Source organism: Nibribacter koreensis, from assembly GCF_039541795.1.
Lineage (GTDB): Bacteria > Bacteroidota > Bacteroidia > Cytophagales > Hymenobacteraceae > Nibribacter > Nibribacter koreensis.
The window spans coordinates 81344-99613 of sequence record NZ_BAABGX010000002.1 but is presented as its reverse complement, the minus strand read 5'-3'; the positions used below and the strand labels follow the sequence as shown (position 1 = coordinate 99613).

Here is an 18270-nt window from a genome sequence, read left to right as displayed (position 1 = left end):
CCCAGGCTACGTCTATTGGGTAATAGGTAGAGTAGGCTGAGAATTTGTAAAAGGACAACTGATGAAGCGTCATCTTAGTTTGCTGTATTTTAGGCAAAGGAAGCGGGTTTCTTTTAGAAATGCAAATTCCCATTTTTAGGCTGTTTTCTAAAAAACAGGCCAAAAACGATTATTCCGCATAAAAATCGCCCATTGCCAACGTGATCTGTAGGGTAAGTTTTTTTAAGAAGAAACACGCTTTGCCAATTAACCAAGAGAGTTTTTAGCTGTTCCTTAGGGCCTCTGCTACGGTGGTAGACAGGCGAGTGGTAGGGTGGCCAATCAGTTTGGAGAGTTGGTGACTGTCATCATATAAGTCTCCTTGTGACGCCGAAATGTCCCAACCGGCAATGGCTTGGGCAAATCCTTCGGGCACGCCAAAGCTGGCCAGTGCCGCTGCGTATTCTTCCTGGGGCAGGTTTTTATAGGGGATGTCTTTTCCGGTCTGGCGAGAGATTTCAGCGGCCAGGTCATTGAGCGTATAGGCTTCGTCGCCGGCCAGCTCATAGACTTTGCCTTCATGACCACTGCCGGTGAGCACAGCTATGGCGGCGTCTGCATAATCTGCACGGGCGGCAGAAGAAATCTTGCCTTCACCGGCACTGCCTATAAACGCTCCTCCGGCCAGCGCCCCGCCCACAGAGTTGGTGTAGTTCTCGGTGTACCAGCCATTGCGCAAGATGGTGTGCGGGATGCCAGAATCTTTCAAGGTCTGTTCTGTGGCGCGGTGTTCGCCGGCCAGGCTTAGGGTAGAAGTGTCTACATGCAGTAGGCTGGTGTAGACAATCCATTTCACACCGGCGTTCTTGGCCGCGGCAATCACGTTCTGGTGCTGGGCGGCGCGTTTGCCCACCTCACTCCCCGAGATGAGCAACAAGGTGTCTACGCCTTGCAAGGCGCTGTTTAAGGTGTCAGGCTTTTCATAATCGGCTAGTCGGGTTTCAATGCCCAAGCCAGCGGCTTTCTCTGGGGAGCGCACCAGCCCGATGAGGGTATCTGTGGTTCCTTTTTCTTTTAGTTTCTGGATGACCAGGCGGCCAAGCTGGCCGGTGGCTCCGGTAATGGCTATTCTCTTCATAGTGTAATGGTTAAGTCAATGTTGTTTTTGTATGTACGAGTGCTTTGCGTCTTGGCTTTGTTTTGGAGAATCTGTTTAATGAGCAGGGCTTAAAGTCTGCTATTAGCGGAGGACGGAGGTATGTTTTTATTTATAAGTCAGCAGAAGTAGGAGCGAGGACTTACATACAAAGCACATGGATTTAGGTAGCTCGCTTTTTAAGTTAAATGAATTATCATGAGCATGGAAGCATCAGGGAGTGACGGTTGCTGCCTTCTTGAATGCCTTGACAAACGCCTCCGTCCGTAGCCCGTAATGTAAGGGATACACCGTTCATATAGTATGGCCTTTACCATTGAAGAGTTATTACTGGGAGCCTCCCTGTTATTGTTCCTAAGTATCCTTATCAGCAAGAACCTAGGCCGGTTCGGGATACCGGCTCTGGCTCTCTTTCTGGGCGTGGGGATGCTGGCGGGCTCTGAGGGGTTAGGCGGTATTTACTTTGATGATTTCGGGGCGGCGCAGTCCCTGGGGACCATTGCTTTGACCATCATCCTTTTCTCTGGTGGTTTGGACACGCGTTGGGAAACCACCAAACCCATTCTCTGGCGCGGCATTGCGCTGTCTACCCTGGGCGTCTTCATCACGGCCATGCTGGTGGGCGTCTTTGCCACATACGTCATGGACTTTACCTTGCTGGAGGGGCTGTTGCTGGGAGCCATTGTGTCTTCTACAGATGCGGCGGCGGTGTTCTCCATTTTAAGGTCCAGCCGGATTGGTCTTAAAAACAACCTGGGGCCTACGCTGGAGCTGGAGTCTGGTAGTAACGACCCGATGGCCTATTTCCTGACGGTCAGTTTCACGTTTCTGCTTACCAGCCAGGGAGCTAGTATTTGGGAGTTGGTGCCCATGTTCTTTCTACAGATGAGTATTGGCGCGGTGGCAGGCTTTGTGATGGGTAAAGCCATGAGTTGGGTCATCAATAAAATTAAGCTACAACAAGAAGGATTGTACCCGGCGCTCACCTTGGCCATGTTGCTGTTCACATTCTCATTCACCAACCTCATCAAGGGCAATGGGTTTCTGGCCGTGTATATCTCGGCGGTGTTGCTTGGCAACAGCAATTTTCTGCACAAAGGCAGTCTAACGCGTTTTTATGACGGCCTGGCGTGGCTCATGCAGATTGTGATGTTCTTGACGCTGGGCTTGCTGGTGTTCCCTTCGCATATTGTGCCGGTGCTGGGCGCAGGCCTGCTCATCTCTCTTTTCCTGATCTTTGTGGCCCGACCCATTAGTGTGTTTCTGGGCATGTCTTTCTTTAAAGCCACCTTCAAGGACAAGGTGTATGTGTCTTGGGTGGGCTTGCGCGGAGCGGTACCCATTGTCTTTGCCATGTACCCCTTGCTGGCAGGAGTGGAGAAGGCTGAGATGATCTTCAATATTGTCTTCTTCATTGTGCTCACCTCTGTCATGTTGCAGGGCACCACCCTCAAACTAGTCGCTGATTGGCTGAACCTTAGCGAAGAGGATAATTCATTGAGGACGTATGCCCTGGGAGCAGAAAGAGGCTATGCTTCTAAAAATTCTTTGGTGGAATTGGAGATGGGCCCTGGCTGGCGCTCTATTGGCAAACCCATTGTAGAACTGGGCTTACCCAGAACGGCCCTCATCGTGCTTATTGACCGGCACGGTTCCTTTGTGACCCCCAACGGCTCTACCGTGCTGGAACATGATGACAAACTCATGATCATGGTAGAAAACGACCAGGAACTGGAGCGGGTCCGGGAGGCTTTGCAGTAGCCGGTAGTAGTGATTGGACGGAGCTCGTTTTTGGGCTGATTTCTGGAAAAGAGGCTGAAAACGATTAACTTCTCAAGTACTCAACCATGATAAAGATGCCGTAAATCCAGCTGTTGTAAAGTAGTGTGTATACTAATCCGTAACCCATTCTTGCCATTACGCCAAAAAAGAGTCAAGACATGAGCTACAGAACTTGGATGATATCTATACTCACTCAGACCAGTTGATTAATACAGCTTTGAGCTATGATGTGAAGGCAGTTTCAGTGAATTAAAGGTTTAGCTTACTCCTCACGTAAAACCAGAACAGCCATCAGAATTGTCTCTGAGGGCTGTTCTGGTTTTAATAGATAGCTTTTACTTCAATCTTACTTCTCATTGAGTAGAATATTCTCCAAGACGGGTCCTACTTCTTCCTCACTTAAACCAATGCGCATGTCTTGGTGGTATAGAAGCCTGATCAGGTCTTTGTCCATTTGGGTGAAAGCGCTGTTGGTGTTTGCTCTGGAGTAGAATATGCTTTCGGGGTAGAGCGGGGAGACCTGTCCCAGGCCTATGGCGCCTGCCAACATGCCGCGTACCCAGCTTTTCTGCTGAGGGGCACTAGCTACTATGTTGTCTATAAAAATCACGCTTCTGTTGATCTCATTGCTGGCATTCCACCAAACCGCAAACGTTCTTAGGTTGGCTTTTGCTACTCCTTCTAGGGATGGATAAAGCCGGGAAAACTCGTTAGCATCGCCAAAGTACAAGGACAGGTTAGACTGGCTTTTATCTGTTACCACCTCTACAGAGAATCCATTGGTGGCTAGGGCGTTTATCTCGCTGCGTACCTTCTGGAATTCGCTTAGGTTCTCTGCCGTAGGCGTACCTTCTATGTACACTTTCACATCGGTTTGCCATCTTCTGGTGATCTCACTACTTCCCCCGAACTGAAAGCCTAAGGCAATCTCTTTAAAATAAGAAATGACGCTTTCATCATATTGCGTGAGCTCTGGCTCCACTTCTTCCTCATCTTTGGTAATACATCCTGTCAACAGGGCGGCAAACATCATAAAAAGGATAAACTGCTTTTTCATAGAAGCTGTGGTTAGGTTAGAGATTATGCTGAGCACGTCCAGAATGTGGCTGACTCAGTTTTAAGTGAAAGAAAATGACACTCACTATGGATTTTAACATCAGGTAAACCTGCGGGGATACAGGTCTGGAGGTAACTGCGTTACATCTAAAGTATAGCTTTTTAATATATAAAGTAAGTAATAATAAATTATATTTAAAAGGTGCTTTATGGATTGCGGCAAAGAGCCTGTTTATGCCACCTTTTGACATCAATCACCCCCTAAACTGACTTCTGTCATCTTTTTCAAGGCGCCTACGCATGACCTTTGTAACATCTCAAAGGAAAAGGTAGGCGCTGTACCTCTTCATTCACCGCTTCAGCGCCGGACCTGCCACTAAGAGAGCAACAAAACCCAGGAAGCGCTATGAACATCATCTACTTACTTATCTGCATCAGCCTGATCATGGCGATTCTGTTTTTAAGTGCGTTCCTAACCGCTGTGCGCAACGGCCAGTTTGAGGACGACTACACACCCTCCGTGAGAATCTTGTTTGACAACGAACTGACGCACACGCACATCCAAAACACTACTAAACCAATTACTATTTCTACTTCTAAACCTATGGAGGACACCGCACATGTTAGCTGAGGTTCTAAAAACACCCGGGCAGACGCTTAAGGACAGCGTCAAGACCGTGGAAACATTTTACTATGACAACAAGATTGTCAGAGACTTTACCTATGCCACCCTGTTCTGGGGGATTGCGGGTATGCTCATTGGGGTGCTCATAGCGTTCCAGTTGGCCCGCCCTGAACTGAACATGGGCACCGAGTATACCACCTTCGGGCGGGTACGTCCTTTGCACACCAATGCCGTGATTTTTGCCTTTGTGGGCAACGGTATCTTCATGGGCGTCTACTACTCGTTGCAACGCCTGTGTAAGGCGCGCATGTACTCAGACGTGTTGAGCAGAATCCACTTCTGGGGCTGGCAGTTGATTATTGTTTCTGCGGTGATCACGCTCCCTTTGGGCTACACTACTTCTAAAGAGTACGCCGAGCTGGAGTGGCCTATTGACATTGCCATTACCTTGATCTGGGTAGTGTTTGGTTGGAACATGTTCGGGACCATCATCAAACGCCGCGAGCGCCACATGTACGTGGGTATCTGGTTCTACATTGCCACCTTCCTGACCGTTGCGGTTTTGCACATTGTCAATTCCTATGAGATTCCGGTAACGTTCATGAAGTCGTATTCTGGCTACGCCGGGGTGCAGGATGCTCTTGTTCAGTGGTGGTATGGCCATAATGCGGTCGCGTTCTTCCTGACTACGCCATACCTGGGCATGATGTACTACTTCCTGCCTAAGGCCGCGAATAGACCAGTTTACTCTTATAGATTATCTATCATTCACTTCTGGTCCTTGATTTTCATCTACATCTGGGCCGGTCCTCACCACTTGCTGTACACTGCGTTGCCAGACTGGGCGCAGTCTCTAGGGGTTGTGTTCTCTGTGATGCTGATTGCGCCAAGCTGGGGTGGTATGATCAACGGTCTCTTAACGCTTAGAGGCGCCTGGGACAAAGTACGCACAGAGCCGGTGCTCAAGTTCATGGTGGTGGCGATCACCGCCTATGGTATGGCCACTTTTGAAGGACCGCTGTTGTCTTTGAAAAACGTCAACGCCATTGCCCACTTCACTGACTGGATAGTAGCACACGTACACGTAGGCGCCTTGGGTTGGAATGGTTTCCTGACCTTCGGGATTATCTACTGGTTGTTGCCGCGCATCTTCAGAACAGAACTGTATTCTAAGAAACTGGCCAACTGGCACTTCTGGTTAGGCACGCTGGGTATCTTGTTCTACGCCATCCCTATGTATTGGGCGGGTTTCACCCAAGGCTTAATGTGGAAACAGTTCACCGCCGAAGGTCTCTTGCAATACTCTAACTTCTTAGAGACGGTCTTGAACTTGGTGCCCATGTATTACCTGCGTGGTATTGGTGGCGTGTTGTACCTGAGTGGTGTGTTTGTGATGTTGTACAACGTCATTAAAACCGTGAAGAGCGGAAACCTGTTAGCCAATGAAGAAGCCCAGGCCGCCCCATTAATGCCTGCTGAGGTCATCAACACACCGGGTCAGCACAAAGGCCACTGGCACAGAATCATTGAGCGCAGACCAATACAAATGGCTGTTTGGGCCACCGTAGCCATCGCGATTGGTGGTATTGTGGAAATGGTGCCTACGTTCCTGGTAGAATCTAACGTGCCTACCATTGACTCTGTGAAGCCTTATACTTCGCTTGAATTACAAGGACGTGACGTGTACATCAAAGAGGGTTGTGTGAACTGCCATACCCAGATGGTACGGCCATTCCGCTCTGAAACCGAGCGCTACGGAGAGTACTCTAAAGCCGGCGAGTTTGTCTATGACCGTCCGTTCCTGTGGGGTTCTAAGCGTACCGGTCCAGATTTGCACCGAGTGGGGGGCAAATACCCAGACTCCTGGCACTACAACCACATGCTGGATCCAACCTCCATGTCGCCGGGTTCTATCATGCCAGCCTACCCATGGTTGATTGAGAAAGACCTGGACATGACAGACACCAAGGCCAAGATTGAGGCAATGCAAAGCATGGGCGTACCCTATGAGGCCGGCTACGGTGACAAAGCCAACGAGGATCTCATGAAACAGGCCACCGCCATTAGTGCCGGTCTCCGCAAAGAGAACATTGAGGTGAAACCTGAGAAGGAGATTATCGCCCTCATTGCCTACCTGCAACGCCTGGGTACTGACATTAAAGTGCAAGAAGAGAAGAAATAGATACTAGATGTTAGACGCTAGATATTAGATGCACACATAGATTATTCTAAAATGAAAAGTCTAGCATCTAGTATCTAACATCTAGCATCCAAAAACAAGAGCCATGTATAAGAACATACTTCAATCCATTGCCGGCATAGAGATTTATCCCATCATCTCGTTTGTCATCTTCTTCGCCTTTTTCATTGGGCTGTTGGGATATGTGCTGGTAGTCAACAGAGACCATGTGCGTGCCATGAAAGCCATGCCTCTGCAAAACGAAAACGGATTCAACGCTTTAGAAACAGAACTACGGTCATGAAACGCCTCATCAAAACTTTTTGGCTGGCCGCCTTACTAAGCGTCCATACCTTGTGGCAACCTGCCCAGGCGCAGGACGCCGTAAAAGGGAAAGCCATTTTTGACACCAACTGCGCCGTCTGCCATAGTGTAGAAGAGCAGATAGTAGGCCCCGCCCTCAAAGACGTGCACAAACGGCGCGATGAGAAGTGGCTGACCGGTTTCATCAAGAACTCCACCAAAATGGTCAACGCCGGCGACAAGCAGGCCGTGGAGGTGTTTGAGAAGTTCGGGAAGGTGCCCATGACTTCTTTTGAAGGCACTCTTTCTGAGGGAGACATCAAAGACGTCATCGCCTTTGTCAAAGCAGAAAGCGAAGCTCCCGCAGCACCTGCTCCCAAGGAGGAAGTGACCAAAGAAGGAGATCCTGCTAAAGTAACACCGGCTACCACTCCAGCCTTTAGCTTAAAGGACATGCCGGCCACTACGCTGGTGTTGCTCTCTCTGGTAGCGTTTCTGTTCTTGATAGTACTAGCTGTCTTGGTGGTTACTTTCTTCCAGGCGCTGCCCATCCTGAGCCATTTGTATGACCGCCCAGCCCTGCGCAATACCAGCATGGCCCGCATCATCGCTCTCTTGCGCGGTGACACCACTACCCTGGTTGGCCAGCACAAGGACATCTTGATGGAAGACCACTCCTATGACGGCATCCATGAATTTGACAACGACCTGCCGCCTTGGTGGAAGTACATGTTCTATGCCACCATTGTGTTTGGCGTGGTCTATTTGTTGAACTACCACGTATTAGGCAGCGGCCAATTGCAAGACGCAGAGTACCAGGCTGAACTCCAACAAGCTTCTCTCCTGAACCCGAAAAGCAGTGAAGGCAACGCCAATGAGATCACTAACTTCACGGTCTTGACAGATGGCGCGCAACTAGAGGCCGGTAAAGCCGCCTACATTCAGAACTGTGCCGCCTGCCACGGCGCCGAGGGTCAGGGAACCGTTGGTCCTAACCTCACCGATGAGTTCTGGCTACACGGCGGCGATGTAAACGCCGTCTACAAAACCGTGAAATACGGCGTGACCAGCAAAGGCATGGTGGCCTGGCAGAAGAAGCTAAGTGATGACCAGATTCTGGAAGTCTCTAGCTATATCTTGAGCCTGCAAGGCACCAAGCCCGCCAACGCCAAGGCTCCGCAAGGGGAGAAAGTAGAGGCGAAGAAGTAAAAAGATAAGTTAAGTTTGTTTGGTAGAAAGCCTTTCCTGCTACAGGAAAGGCTTTTTTTATGATGACGACTTGAATGCGTTTTTAGCTTGTTTTCTCAGAAACAGGCTAAAAACGGGTTTGGATTATGGAGCTTTTTCGTCCCCCTTTGAAGTCGTAGATCCCGGACTTGTTCCGGGAGGGGTAGGGGATGACGTACGGGTTCTGAGTCGCTAGTCCAGGGTTCTGAGTCATAAATTAATCATTTATCCGAACGTGGATTCTACCCTTGATGATTGCCCAAACGCGGATTCTCCCCTTGAAGGGAGCGTAGAGGGGTGTTTACCTCAGCTGGTCAATGCCGCCTGCCGTTGTTGGTGTTCTCACCAACGACCCAAACTGCCTCCCAAGCCGCTGCCGCCCAACTCCTACTTCTCAACCATCTCTTTTCTTACTTTCTGCCCAGGTTTGTCACTTTTCTCCTTGATGAGAAAAGTAACCAAAAGAATCAAGAGCCCCCGAACTCGCTGACCGCTCAGACAGGGCGGGGGCTCATAAAGGTGCACCGTGAGAAGCTATCTGTTTCATCGTGGGCTTACGCCATTGCCAATAGACACGTCACTGCTTTCTCCCTCAGGCAAAGAGACTTAAATTGACCAGTCTCTTTGCCCTCGGTCAAGGGTTGGCTTGCCCTCGGTCAAGGGTTGGCGGATTGGTATTGGAGGGGCTGCAATGCCTGCATGCGCTGGCGCGGCAGTTTCTGAGGTTAATGTAGAGACAATGGTACCGCCTTGTCCCTTGCGCGTTTCTTTGTCAGCCACCGCAATTACGGTTGCTCAAAAGACCTCGTAGCGTCCGCTAGGACCTGCGAGCGTCTGTGCCAAGAACCGTTTTTCGACTCTTTTCCAGGAATTAGCCCAAAAACGGAACAGCGCAGTCCCTTCTCCCAAGAGGGAGAAGGTTAGGAGGAGGGGGTTAGCGTTGAAGAACCAGCATTCCAGAGAATGTAGAGACAAAGGCATGGCCTTGTCTTTCACGCATATCAGATATAGCTCCCTTCCTAATTTAGGAGGGGCTGGGGGTGGTAATTATTCACCTGCGAGCGTCAGCCCCAACAGCCGTTTTTAGCCTATTTCCCAGAAAACAGCCCAAAAACGCTTCAAGAATTTTTACCCGACTCAGAACTTAAGACTCAGAACTCAGGACTCTTCCAAAAGATGAGATAAATCATTTTTGGGCATGACCAGCGCAATGGTGTACCCGCGGGGCTTGGGGTAATTTTACATCAGTTTCAAAGCTGGGGAGACACCTCTGCAATTGAGATGGAAAGTACAAGCTCGCTGCCGGGCGCACAACCGGTAAGAGACCATGAGTAACGTAACCACTGAGCCTGAAACCTTCCGGGATCACATATCCACGGTAGACAAAGACGGCAAACGGGTGTGGGTGTACCCTAAAAAACCCAGCGGTAAACTATACCAGTACCGCAAGTACGTGAGCTACCTGCTCCTGACCATGCTGTTTACCGGTCCGTTCTGGAAGGTGAACGGTCTGCCGGTGCTTATGCTCAATTTCCCGGCGCGTAAGTTCATCTTGTTCGGGCAGATTTTCTGGCCTCAGGATTTCTTCATCCTGTTGCTGGGCTTCATGGCCTTGGTGGTGTTCATCATCCTGTTTACGGTAGTCTACGGCCGCGTTTTTTGTGGCTGGATCTGTCCGCAGACCATCTTCATGGAGATGGTGTTCAGGCGCATAGAGTACTGGATTGAAGGCGATGCTCCGCAGCAGAAAGCCTTGGACCGCGCGCCCATGTCCTTTGAGAAATTCTGGAAGAAGACGGCCAAGCATACGCTGTTTGTAGGCGTGTCTTTTGTGATTGCCCATACGTTCTTGGCCTACATTATTGGCGTGGAGGACCTCTGGCAGATTGTGATGGACTCTCCTGCTAACCACATAGGTGACCTTGTCTCGCTTATTATGTTTACCGGGGTGTTCTATTTTATCTTCTCCCGGTTTAGAGAGCAGGTGTGTACCATTGTCTGCCCGTACGGTAGACTGCAAGGCGTGATGCAGGACAAGCAAACCATCACGGTGGCCTATGACTATCAGCGCGGCGAGCCCAGGGGCAAACTGCGTAAAAACCAAGAGCGCACCGAAGGCGACTGTATTGACTGTCACCAATGCGTGCAGGTCTGCCCGACGGGGATTGACATCCGGAATGGAGCCCAACAGATGGAATGCATCAACTGTACCGCCTGTATAGATGCCTGCAATAACATCATGGACCTTATCAACAAGCCGCACGGCCTGATTAGAACCACTTCTGAGGAAAGTATTGAAGAGAAGAAGCCCTGGAAAGTGACGCCCCGCGTGAAGTTATATACCATGGTGTTGGTGCTCTTGATGACGGCCTTCGGGACGTTGCTAGCCACCAGAAGCAACGTGGACGCGACCATTCTGCGCACGCCGGGCATGCTGTACCAGAAAACTGATAACGGCGGCATCAGTAACCTCTACAACATCACGGTCATCAACAAGACAGACGTGCAGATGCCCATCACTTTGAAGCTTATTTCACCGAAGGGCACCATCAAGGTCATCCGCAATGAGTTGGTGTTGCCGAAGCAAGGCTTGGCCGAAGGCGTGTTTTTCGCTGAAATCCCAAAAAACAGCCTGGAATCGGCGAGCTCAGAAATCACCATAGGCGTGTACAGCGGCGAGGAATTACTCACCACCGAGACTACCAAATTCCTGGGACCAGCCAACTAGTAATGTGCTGATTGTTTAATGTGCTGATGTGCTAATTGAATGTGAAGATTTGAAAATGTGGAGATGTGAAAATTCTCCTAATACATCAGAGCCAAAAAGTGAATTGAATACAGAAGTGCTACAAAAAAGTCTTACGTCTTGTGTCTGACCTCTTAAGTCTAACTTCTAGCATCTAATATCTAACGTCTATTAAAATGTCTATCCATACCAATACCCCCGCAGTACCTAAGAAGTCTTTTCTTCCTTACATCATCATCTCGGCGTTTTTGCTGTTCATTGCCTACATAGGCATGTTGGTGTACGGCACCATGCAGAGCGATGTGGACTTGGTGAGCAAGGACTATTATGCTAAAGAGCTGGCGTACAATGAGCGCATGCAACAGTTGAGTCATGCCCAGCAATTAGACGAGCCCATCCAGATTATTGCGGCGCAGGCGGCAGGGCAGTTGGTGGTTCAGTTTCCGGCGGAGTTGAAGCAGGCTACGGGTTCGGTGCTGTTTTTCAGGCCGTCTAACGTGAAGCTTGACTTTGAGGTGCCCTTGAAACTGAACGCCGACGGACTCCAGCACTTCACGACAGGTAACCTTGAGAAAGGCCTTTGGCGGGTGCAGGTGGTAGCTAAAGTAGGCGACAAGGAATATTATCAGCAACAAGACGTAACGCTCTAAACCATGTGGTGGGCAGGATTGGTCATAGGTTTTATCAGTAGTTTTCATTGCGTAGGGATGTGCGGCCCTATTGCCATGGCACTACCTGTTGGCAGGGGTACCGGCGCTTCCTTTCTGGGAGGCCGGCTCCTGTACAACATAGGCCGCTTATCTACTTATGTCCTGCTGGGTGCTTTGGCCGGAGCCATTGGCTCTACCTTGAATCTGGCGGGCTGGCAACAGACGCTGTCCATCGCCTCTGGCGTCATGATGCTTTTGCTGGTAGTGTTACCGGCGGCTACTTCTAATAAAATAAACCGATGGCTAGGCACTGAGAAATGGTGGAACGTCCTGCGCCGGGCCATGGCCAAGCACTTCGGGAATGGGTCGCCAAGGTCCCTGTACCAGATTGGTGTCTTGAACGGACTGTTGCCGTGCGGCATGGTGTACTTCGCGTTGGCGGGAGCCCTCAGTGCGCCGGGCGTGGGCGGGGCCATGTTGTATATGGCCATGTTCGGGCTGGGTACTATTCCTTTGATGTGGTTGGTGTCCCTGTCTGGTAAAATGATTCAGCCTAAGATGCGCTATTACATGCGTATCGCGGTGCCGTATGTGGCGGGCTGTCTGGCGGTGTTGTTCATCCTGCGGGGTCTTAATCTGGGTGTGCCTTATATAAGCCCGCAACTAGTAACCACTACGCAAGAAGCCCCTGTTTGTCATGTTCCTTAATCTAGCCTATAACCTATCAAACCAACAGACTATGACTTCGCCAAGAATTCTACTTCCTTTCAATTTCACAGACGCCTGCGTGACCGCTTTGCGTTATGCCTATCAAATGGCTAACCACCTAAGTGCAGACATTACGCTCTTGCATTGCACCGGCGCATTGCAACTCACGCCCACCTTTAAAAGCCAGTTACTTCAGCGCCTGAGAAGTTTTGCAGAGCGGCATGCGCGTCAGTTTTCTAGTGGTGTGGGCACTGAACCGCTTATTGAATGCACCATCAAAGAAGGCGAATTAAGAAAGCATCTGACCCAGGTGGTGGATGAGCTGAACGTTGACATGATGGTGTCTCCGGCCGACTATCTGTTGGCCGGTTTAGAGCAGCAACAAGTGGTGGCCTTGCCTGAATTGGTGAAGTGTCCTATCCTGTTAGTGCCCAGCAATGCTGTTTTTCAGCCGTTGAAGGAGATTGTCTTCAGTCTGGACGTGACAGATACCAACGAGGCGGTGATGAACCGTGTGCAGAAGCTGGCCCAGAAGTTCAATGCGCACCTTACCTTGCTGCACCTGCACAGCCAACTGGACGGCGTTAGTTTCTGCCAGGTGAAAAAGGCTGCCGCCGCCCTTAAAACGGAATTAACGTACCCCAATCTGGACATTGTCTGCCAGGAAGAAGATGATTTGCTAGAGGGCTTGAACAGTTTCTCCGGTAGGCTAACTCCAGATTTGTTTGTGCTGGCCACCAGAGACACGCATTTGTTGCAAGAGTATTTCTCAGGTGACTACCGCAAGACCAGCCCCGGCCATTTGCGCACGCCCTTGCTCAACCTGTACCAAGCCAGAAAAACCCCGTGCTCTGCCAGTTGCCGCCATTGTAACCATGATGTGCAAGAGGAGAACACTGCGTCAAAAGTTGGTTTAGCTACCTGAGGTGTACTTTCTTACCAGCGTTTTTAGGCTGTTTTCCAGAAAACAGGCCGAAAACGGCAAGTCCCGCCAGTTAATTCACTAGCGGGACTTGCCGTTTTTACAGGTTAGAGTAGTTTATTTTTCAGCTTTGGCTAGGTGGGCTTCTCCCTTAAGGGCGTCTTCTTGGTAAGCCATTTTCAGGTAGAACATCACTTCTTCGTTCACGTCTTCGGGTTCATAGATTCTGAGCCAGTGGTTGGTTTGCTTATCACCCACATGGCCAATCTTATGGAAGCAGAGCGTGTCATCATAGACTTTGCTAAGCGGCAGGTACACGTCCATGAAGTTTCGGCCCAGTGTGTAGATCATGCAGAAGCGCGTGTTCTTGGCCAATGACAGCATGGACTTAGACGGATGAATCCGGAAGTCGCCTATGGTGCGGTACTGCTCCAGGAAGTGATGGTACAACTCCAGGGTTTTCTCAGACTTGCCCCGCAAAAAATCGGCCTCGGTTTTGTCCAGGCAGGAGTGGGCTTGGTTGGTTCTCAGGAACTGTTGGGTACAGGTTTCGCAGGTCCACATGTGCGCGTGATAAAGGCGTTTTTTAGTTGTTTTAAGGAAAGTAGGTCAAAAACGGCAATCTCCCAAATCTGAGTAAATGGAAGTGCCGTTTCATAAAAAAGTTAGAACCGCAAGCCGCTTAGTTCACGGTCTGCATTAAGCGATTCCATCTAATCTTATCTGTGAGGTTGGCGGTAGAATCCGTGGACATCCAAACCAAAACCGCCTTACCTACAATGTATTCTTCGGGCACAAAGCCCCAGTACCTGGAGTCATTGGAGTTGTGGCGGTTGTCGCCCATCATGAAATAGTAGTTCTGTTTGAAGGTATAATGGGTGAGTTCTTTACCGTTTTGATAGAGTTTGCCGTTTTTGGCTTGCAGGTGCTCATTGTGCTCATACACCCTGATGGCTTTTTCATATAGGGGCAAAGTGGCGGGCGTGAGGGCCACCGTGGTCCCGGCCTTAGGAATGTACAGCGGCCCGAAGTTGTCCTGGTTCCAGGCGTGAATGTCGGGCGTTTGCGGAAAAACCTGCGGATCTGGAGTGCCGGGCGCAACTTTTAAGGCCACAACTTCTTTTATGAAGTCAAAGGAGCGGAGCTTTTCAGCTGTTTCTGGCGAGGTATGAATATAATACCCATCCTGTGCGCCCATCACCTCCCGTATGCCATGCTTCTTGAAGAATTTCTCTTGCACGTAGCCGTCTGTTTTAAGGTAATAGCTGAACTGTAGCTTGGCTGGGTTTTCGGCGGCGGTTCCGTTTAAGAATACCTGTCCGTCTTTGATCTGGAGGGTGTCACCGGCCACGCCAATGCACCGCTTAATCAAAAAGGTCTTGAGGTCAATGGGTCGCTCCACTTCTTGGGGGTGGTTGAACACAACCGCGTCATTGCGTTGCACCTCAGAAATGCCCGGCAAGCGGTAAGACGGCAACTGAATCAAGTCTGAGAAAGAGGGGATGTTGGTGCCCCAAAGCTTCTGGTGCGTAAGCGGTGCCTGCAAAGGCGTGATGGGCGTGCGCGAACCGTAGTGCAATTTGCTTACGTACAGATGGTCGCCGGTGAGTAGCGACCCTTCCATGGAAGAGGTGGGGATGGCATAAGCCTCAAAGGTTAACCACCGGATAATGGTTGCGCAGACCATGGCAAACATGAGGGCATCGCCCCATTCCCGCACCGCAGATTTTTTGACTTTAGGGGCCTGGGTTGTGTCTTTTCTTTTCCAGAAGTGATAGGCCATGAACATGCGAACTAAGTACAACATCAGAATATATGATAAAACTATATTCCAGTTGGATTATTGTACTTCCGCTTAGACTTTTGATGAACTAAGTGACCATTTTCCCTAATAGTGGCTCCCTCTAAAACTACTGAAGTTGGTAAGCCCCAGAAGGCAAGGAGATCACGATAGGCAGTCGCTTGTTTTGCTCAAAGTAGGAGTAGCCACCTTCCAGGTTCTGCCAGAAATCAAGGAGTTTGGTAGACTGCGCGTGTGTTTCTTTCAACTGCCCATATGCCGGTGAGGTAAACCTTACAGGAAAGAAATGCACCGGAATCTGGGTCTGGCCTTGCTCAAACGCCTCTACGGCCAGCACGTACACCACTTTCATTTTGTCATCTGTGATGGTGATGCAGCCAATGGTTTGGCAGTCGCCGTGAATGAAGATGTCGCCGCCTAGTTTGCCGGTGGGGTTGCGGGCCTTGTCTGTGTCATTGGGATAGTTGATGCCCAGAGAAAGGTAGAAATTGCTCTTTGGGTTGAACCGGTCAATGAAGTAAAAGCCTTCTGGTATCTGCCCGTCGCCCTCTTTGCGTTTGGGACCCAGCGTGCCGGACATGGCGCAGAATGGAAATGTGAGCAGTAGCTGGTACTGTGCGTCCTCCTTTTTCTTCGCCCAAATCTCCAACACCTGCTCATGTTTGAACGCCCGCATGTACAGCTCCAGGGAGTTCATATCCAGTTTCTTGGCTTGCAGAAACTTGCTCAGGTCTGTGTACTTCTGGGCATACGCGATGCGCACACGCTCATACTGCAACTGCTGTTGCTTGAACCGGTCTGGGGCCAGCAAGAAAACCAGACTGAAGGCCAGAAGCAGGTTCTTCATGATTTGGATGATTCTGAAATTGAAAACTGGGGGGGGAAGGCAAAGATGAAAGAATTTCTGAGTAAGTCAAAAGCCTTCAGGGGGCTGTGTTTAGAAACAATGTAGCAACTGGTGCTTCATTTTTGGCCTTTTTCCTGGAAAACAGGCCAAAAACAAAAAACCACAGCGCTTGGGCTGTGGTCTGGTTGGTTATCTTTTGCTTCTGAAAGGCCGTCTGTCATCTTCTCTTGGCCGATCTCTGTTGTCTTCTCGGTCTCTGCCGCCGTCTCTGTCTCTGGAAGGTGCAGAAACCTGCTTAGGTTTGTCTGAGGCTTCTTTCTTGGGCTCCATGGGGCCACGCATGTGAATGACCAGTCCGTTCAAAAAGTTGCGCAGCAGTTGGTCGCCGCAGGGCTGGTAGTTGGGGTGGTCCTCCTTCCGGAAGATGGCGCCCAGCTCGCTTTTGGTGACGTTGAAGTCTACCAGCTTGAGGATGTCTATGATTTGGTCATCGCGCAGTTGCAGGGCCACGCGCAGTTTTTTGAGGATATCGTTGTTGGTCATGGGTGTATATCTATGGGCCGTCTTCTGGTCATACGGCAATTAAGGCGTTCTGTGCCGAAACGGTAAAATTACGGTTTCTTTTCTGGTTTCAGTGACGGGCCGCCATTTTAGGATGCCCCCGTTTTTCTCTACTTTAGCTTCTCAAACAGAACACACCATGACACAATATTTAGTTACCGGCACAGATTATACCACAGAAGGCGCCTTGGACCACCGTATGGCTATCCGTCCACAGCACATTGACATGATGAAGATGCTCAAAGAGAGCGGCAATTTCCTCTTGGGCGGCGCTTTTCTAGATGAGCAAGGCATCATGCGCGGCTCCTCTTTGGTGTTGCAGTTTGAGACCGAGGGAGACCTGCAGAAATGGATGGCGGAAGAACCGTATATTTTGAATAAGGTTTGGGAGACAGTGGAGGTAAAGACGTATAAAATCGCCCAGATTTAAGCAGTTTGTCGTTTTTGGCTTGTTTTCTGGAAAATAGGCTAAAAACGCTTATCTGTTTTTGAGCTTTTGGTAAAGGGCTTCTTCGTTCCCCTTTGAAGTCGAAGATCTCGGACTTGTTCCGGGAGGGGGAGGGGGATGACGTACTAGTTCTGAGTCGATAGTCCAGAGTTCTGAGTCTAGAATCTGGAGTTCAAAAAAGCCTTTCTTTTCGCCCGCCGTTGTTGGTGTTATCACCAACGACCAGAACTACCGTCCAAGCTTTTACCTCCCAACTCTTAATTCTTAACTTTCAACTCTTAACTTTTCTACCCGGGTTTGTCACTTTTCTCCTTGATGAGAAAAGTAACCAAAAGAATCAAGAAGAAAAGAAACTCGCTGCCGCTCAGACAGCTTTTCTTCGGATTTCTGCACTTGGTCAAAGCTATCTATTTCATCGTTGGCTTATGCCTCTGCCAGGTGATAGGCCACTGCCCGGTCCCTGCCCATGCTCCGGGCGCACAGCCAAGGCTGCCCTGCGCAAGGTCGGTCGGTAGGCGGCTTGGTGTTGGAGAGGCGGCAATGCGTTCTTCGCTGGCGCGGATTTGTAGAGACCAGGCACTGCCTTGTCTCCTGCGCATTGTCTTCTTCCCGCGTTTTTCGCCTATTTCCTAGAAAACAGGCCAAAAACGGAGACGTAGCTTTTACTGGCCCATCAATAATAAGACAAGCAACATCACGGCAATCACAATGTGCGGGATAAACGTGACGCCGCCTTTCTGGCTGAGTAGTTCCAGGGCGGTGTCTTCGTTGGGTGTGGCGGCAATGGCATTGTCTACTTCGCGCTGGGCTTGGCGCATGTAGAAGTAATTGGCGAAGAAGCCCGTCACCAGTCCCCAAAAGAGCATGGCACCTCTTTCATACCAGAAAGCATTTGTTGTATTAATGTATTTCTGCTCCAATAGGTAACTCAGCAGAATGGACTGACCTACCACGGCAACCAGTAGAAACAGCGCAAAGCGGTTCATTTTGCGGTACAATAGCCAAGGAAGGCCCAGAAAGAAGGCGTAAAAGTTGAAGGTGAACTTCCGGCCGGCCTGGTACTGCTCCAGCTTGTCATAATAGTAATCATGACTCTGCCCGAAATAGGTGCGGTAATATATCTCTTTGTCTTCTTCGGACATGGTACTCAATTCTGAAGGATAATTGTAAGCAGTAGGCTCATGGCTTAACACCAGTACCTCTGCTATAAAGGTAACGAGAAACCGCCGTTTCCTGCCGAAATCTTATTTGTTGACATGCAAAATTGCTATATGAAGAGC

General features: G+C 49.9%; 17 protein-coding genes. 10 read left to right on the top strand and 7 right to left on the bottom strand.

Going from position 1 to position 18270, the window contains the following annotated elements; translation table 11 throughout:
• Positions 1-262: 262 nt before the first annotated feature.
• Entirely contained in the window at positions 263-1117 is an 855-nt protein-coding gene (locus ABD880_RS07600) for an SDR family oxidoreductase (RefSeq protein ID WP_345164299.1), read from the bottom strand.
• 321 nt (positions 1118-1438) lie between these two features.
• On the opposite strand from ABD880_RS07600, the gene ABD880_RS07595 reads away from it, so the two are divergent.
• Entirely contained in the window at positions 1439-2896 is a 1458-nt protein-coding gene (locus tag ABD880_RS07595) for a potassium/proton antiporter (RefSeq protein ID WP_345164297.1), read from the top strand.
• Between the two features lie 367 nt (positions 2897-3263).
• On the opposite strand, the gene ABD880_RS07590 is transcribed toward ABD880_RS07595, so the two are convergent.
• Positions 3264-3974: a DUF2927 domain-containing protein gene (locus tag ABD880_RS07590; protein ID WP_345164295.1), complete on the bottom strand. Its 711-nt coding sequence runs from the start codon at positions 3972-3974 to the stop codon at positions 3264-3266.
• A gap of 405 nt (positions 3975-4379) precedes the next feature.
• Here ABD880_RS07590 and ccoS point away from each other — a divergent pair, with 405 nt between their 5' ends.
• From ccoS to ABD880_RS07550, 8 genes are all read left to right on the top strand, one after another.
• Positions 4380-4604 carry a cbb3-type cytochrome oxidase assembly protein CcoS gene (gene ccoS / locus ABD880_RS07585; RefSeq protein WP_345164293.1) on the top strand — a complete coding sequence of 75 codons (225 nt, stop codon included), beginning with the start codon at positions 4380-4382 and terminating at the stop codon, positions 4602-4604.
• Positions 4594-6780: a cytochrome-c oxidase, cbb3-type subunit I gene (gene ccoN / locus ABD880_RS07580; protein WP_345164291.1), complete on the top strand. Its 2187-nt coding sequence runs from the start codon at positions 4594-4596 to the stop codon at positions 6778-6780. Before ccoS ends, ccoN begins: the two co-directional genes overlap by 11 nt.
• A gap of 103 nt (positions 6781-6883) precedes the next feature.
• A complete protein-coding gene (locus ABD880_RS07575; RefSeq protein WP_345164289.1) occupies positions 6884-7081 on the top strand; it encodes a hypothetical protein in 198 nt (65 codons plus the stop codon).
• On the top strand, positions 7078-8289 hold the full coding sequence (locus ABD880_RS07570) for a c-type cytochrome (RefSeq protein ID WP_345164287.1): 1212 nt from the start codon (positions 7078-7080) through the stop codon (positions 8287-8289). Before ABD880_RS07575 ends, ABD880_RS07570 begins: the two co-directional genes overlap by 4 nt.
• Positions 8290-9634: 1345 nt before the next feature.
• The gene (gene ccoG / locus ABD880_RS07565) at positions 9635-11035 is read left to right on the top strand and encodes a cytochrome c oxidase accessory protein CcoG (protein WP_345164285.1); all 1401 of its coding nucleotides are present in this window, start codon (positions 9635-9637) and stop codon (positions 11033-11035) included.
• Between the two features lie 194 nt (positions 11036-11229).
• A complete protein-coding gene (locus tag ABD880_RS07560) occupies positions 11230-11703 on the top strand; it encodes a FixH family protein (protein ID WP_345164284.1) in 474 nt (157 codons plus the stop codon).
• Between the two features lie 3 nt (positions 11704-11706).
• Positions 11707-12411: a sulfite exporter TauE/SafE family protein gene (locus ABD880_RS07555; RefSeq protein WP_345164282.1), complete on the top strand. Its 705-nt coding sequence runs from the start codon at positions 11707-11709 to the stop codon at positions 12409-12411.
• A gap of 31 nt (positions 12412-12442) precedes the next feature.
• Positions 12443-13336 (top strand): universal stress protein, encoded by an 894-nt coding sequence (locus ABD880_RS07550; protein WP_345164280.1) that lies wholly within the window; start codon positions 12443-12445, stop codon positions 13334-13336.
• 114 nt (positions 13337-13450) lie between these two features.
• Here the strand turns inward: ABD880_RS07550 and ABD880_RS07545 are convergent, their stop codons facing one another.
• The 4 genes from ABD880_RS07545 to ABD880_RS07530 all read right to left on the bottom strand — a co-directional run bounded on the left by ABD880_RS07545 (position 13451) and on the right by ABD880_RS07530 (position 16524).
• Positions 13451-13897 (bottom strand): DUF5655 domain-containing protein, encoded by a 447-nt coding sequence (locus tag ABD880_RS07545; RefSeq protein ID WP_345164278.1) that lies wholly within the window; start codon positions 13895-13897, stop codon positions 13451-13453.
• A 118-nt stretch (positions 13898-14015) separates the two neighbouring features.
• A complete protein-coding gene (gene lepB, locus ABD880_RS07540) occupies positions 14016-15140 on the bottom strand; it encodes a signal peptidase I (RefSeq protein WP_345164277.1) in 1125 nt (374 codons plus the stop codon).
• A gap of 103 nt (positions 15141-15243) precedes the next feature.
• The gene (locus tag ABD880_RS07535) at positions 15244-15981 is read right to left on the bottom strand and encodes a L,D-transpeptidase family protein (protein ID WP_345164275.1); all 738 of its coding nucleotides are present in this window, start codon (positions 15979-15981) and stop codon (positions 15244-15246) included.
• Between the two features lie 189 nt (positions 15982-16170).
• Positions 16171-16524, bottom strand: coding sequence for a DUF1456 family protein (locus ABD880_RS07530; protein WP_345164273.1), 354 nt, complete (start codon positions 16522-16524; stop codon positions 16171-16173).
• A gap of 157 nt (positions 16525-16681) precedes the next feature.
• Here ABD880_RS07530 and ABD880_RS07525 point away from each other — a divergent pair, with 157 nt between their 5' ends.
• The gene (locus ABD880_RS07525; protein ID WP_345164271.1) at positions 16682-16972 is read left to right on the top strand and encodes a YciI family protein; all 291 of its coding nucleotides are present in this window, start codon (positions 16682-16684) and stop codon (positions 16970-16972) included.
• A 680-nt stretch (positions 16973-17652) separates the two neighbouring features.
• On the opposite strand, the gene ABD880_RS07520 is transcribed toward ABD880_RS07525, so the two are convergent.
• Complete coding sequence (locus ABD880_RS07520; RefSeq protein WP_345164269.1) at positions 17653-18132, bottom strand: DUF2628 domain-containing protein; 480 nt, start codon at positions 18130-18132, stop codon at positions 17653-17655.
• Positions 18133-18270 lie beyond the last annotated feature (138 nt).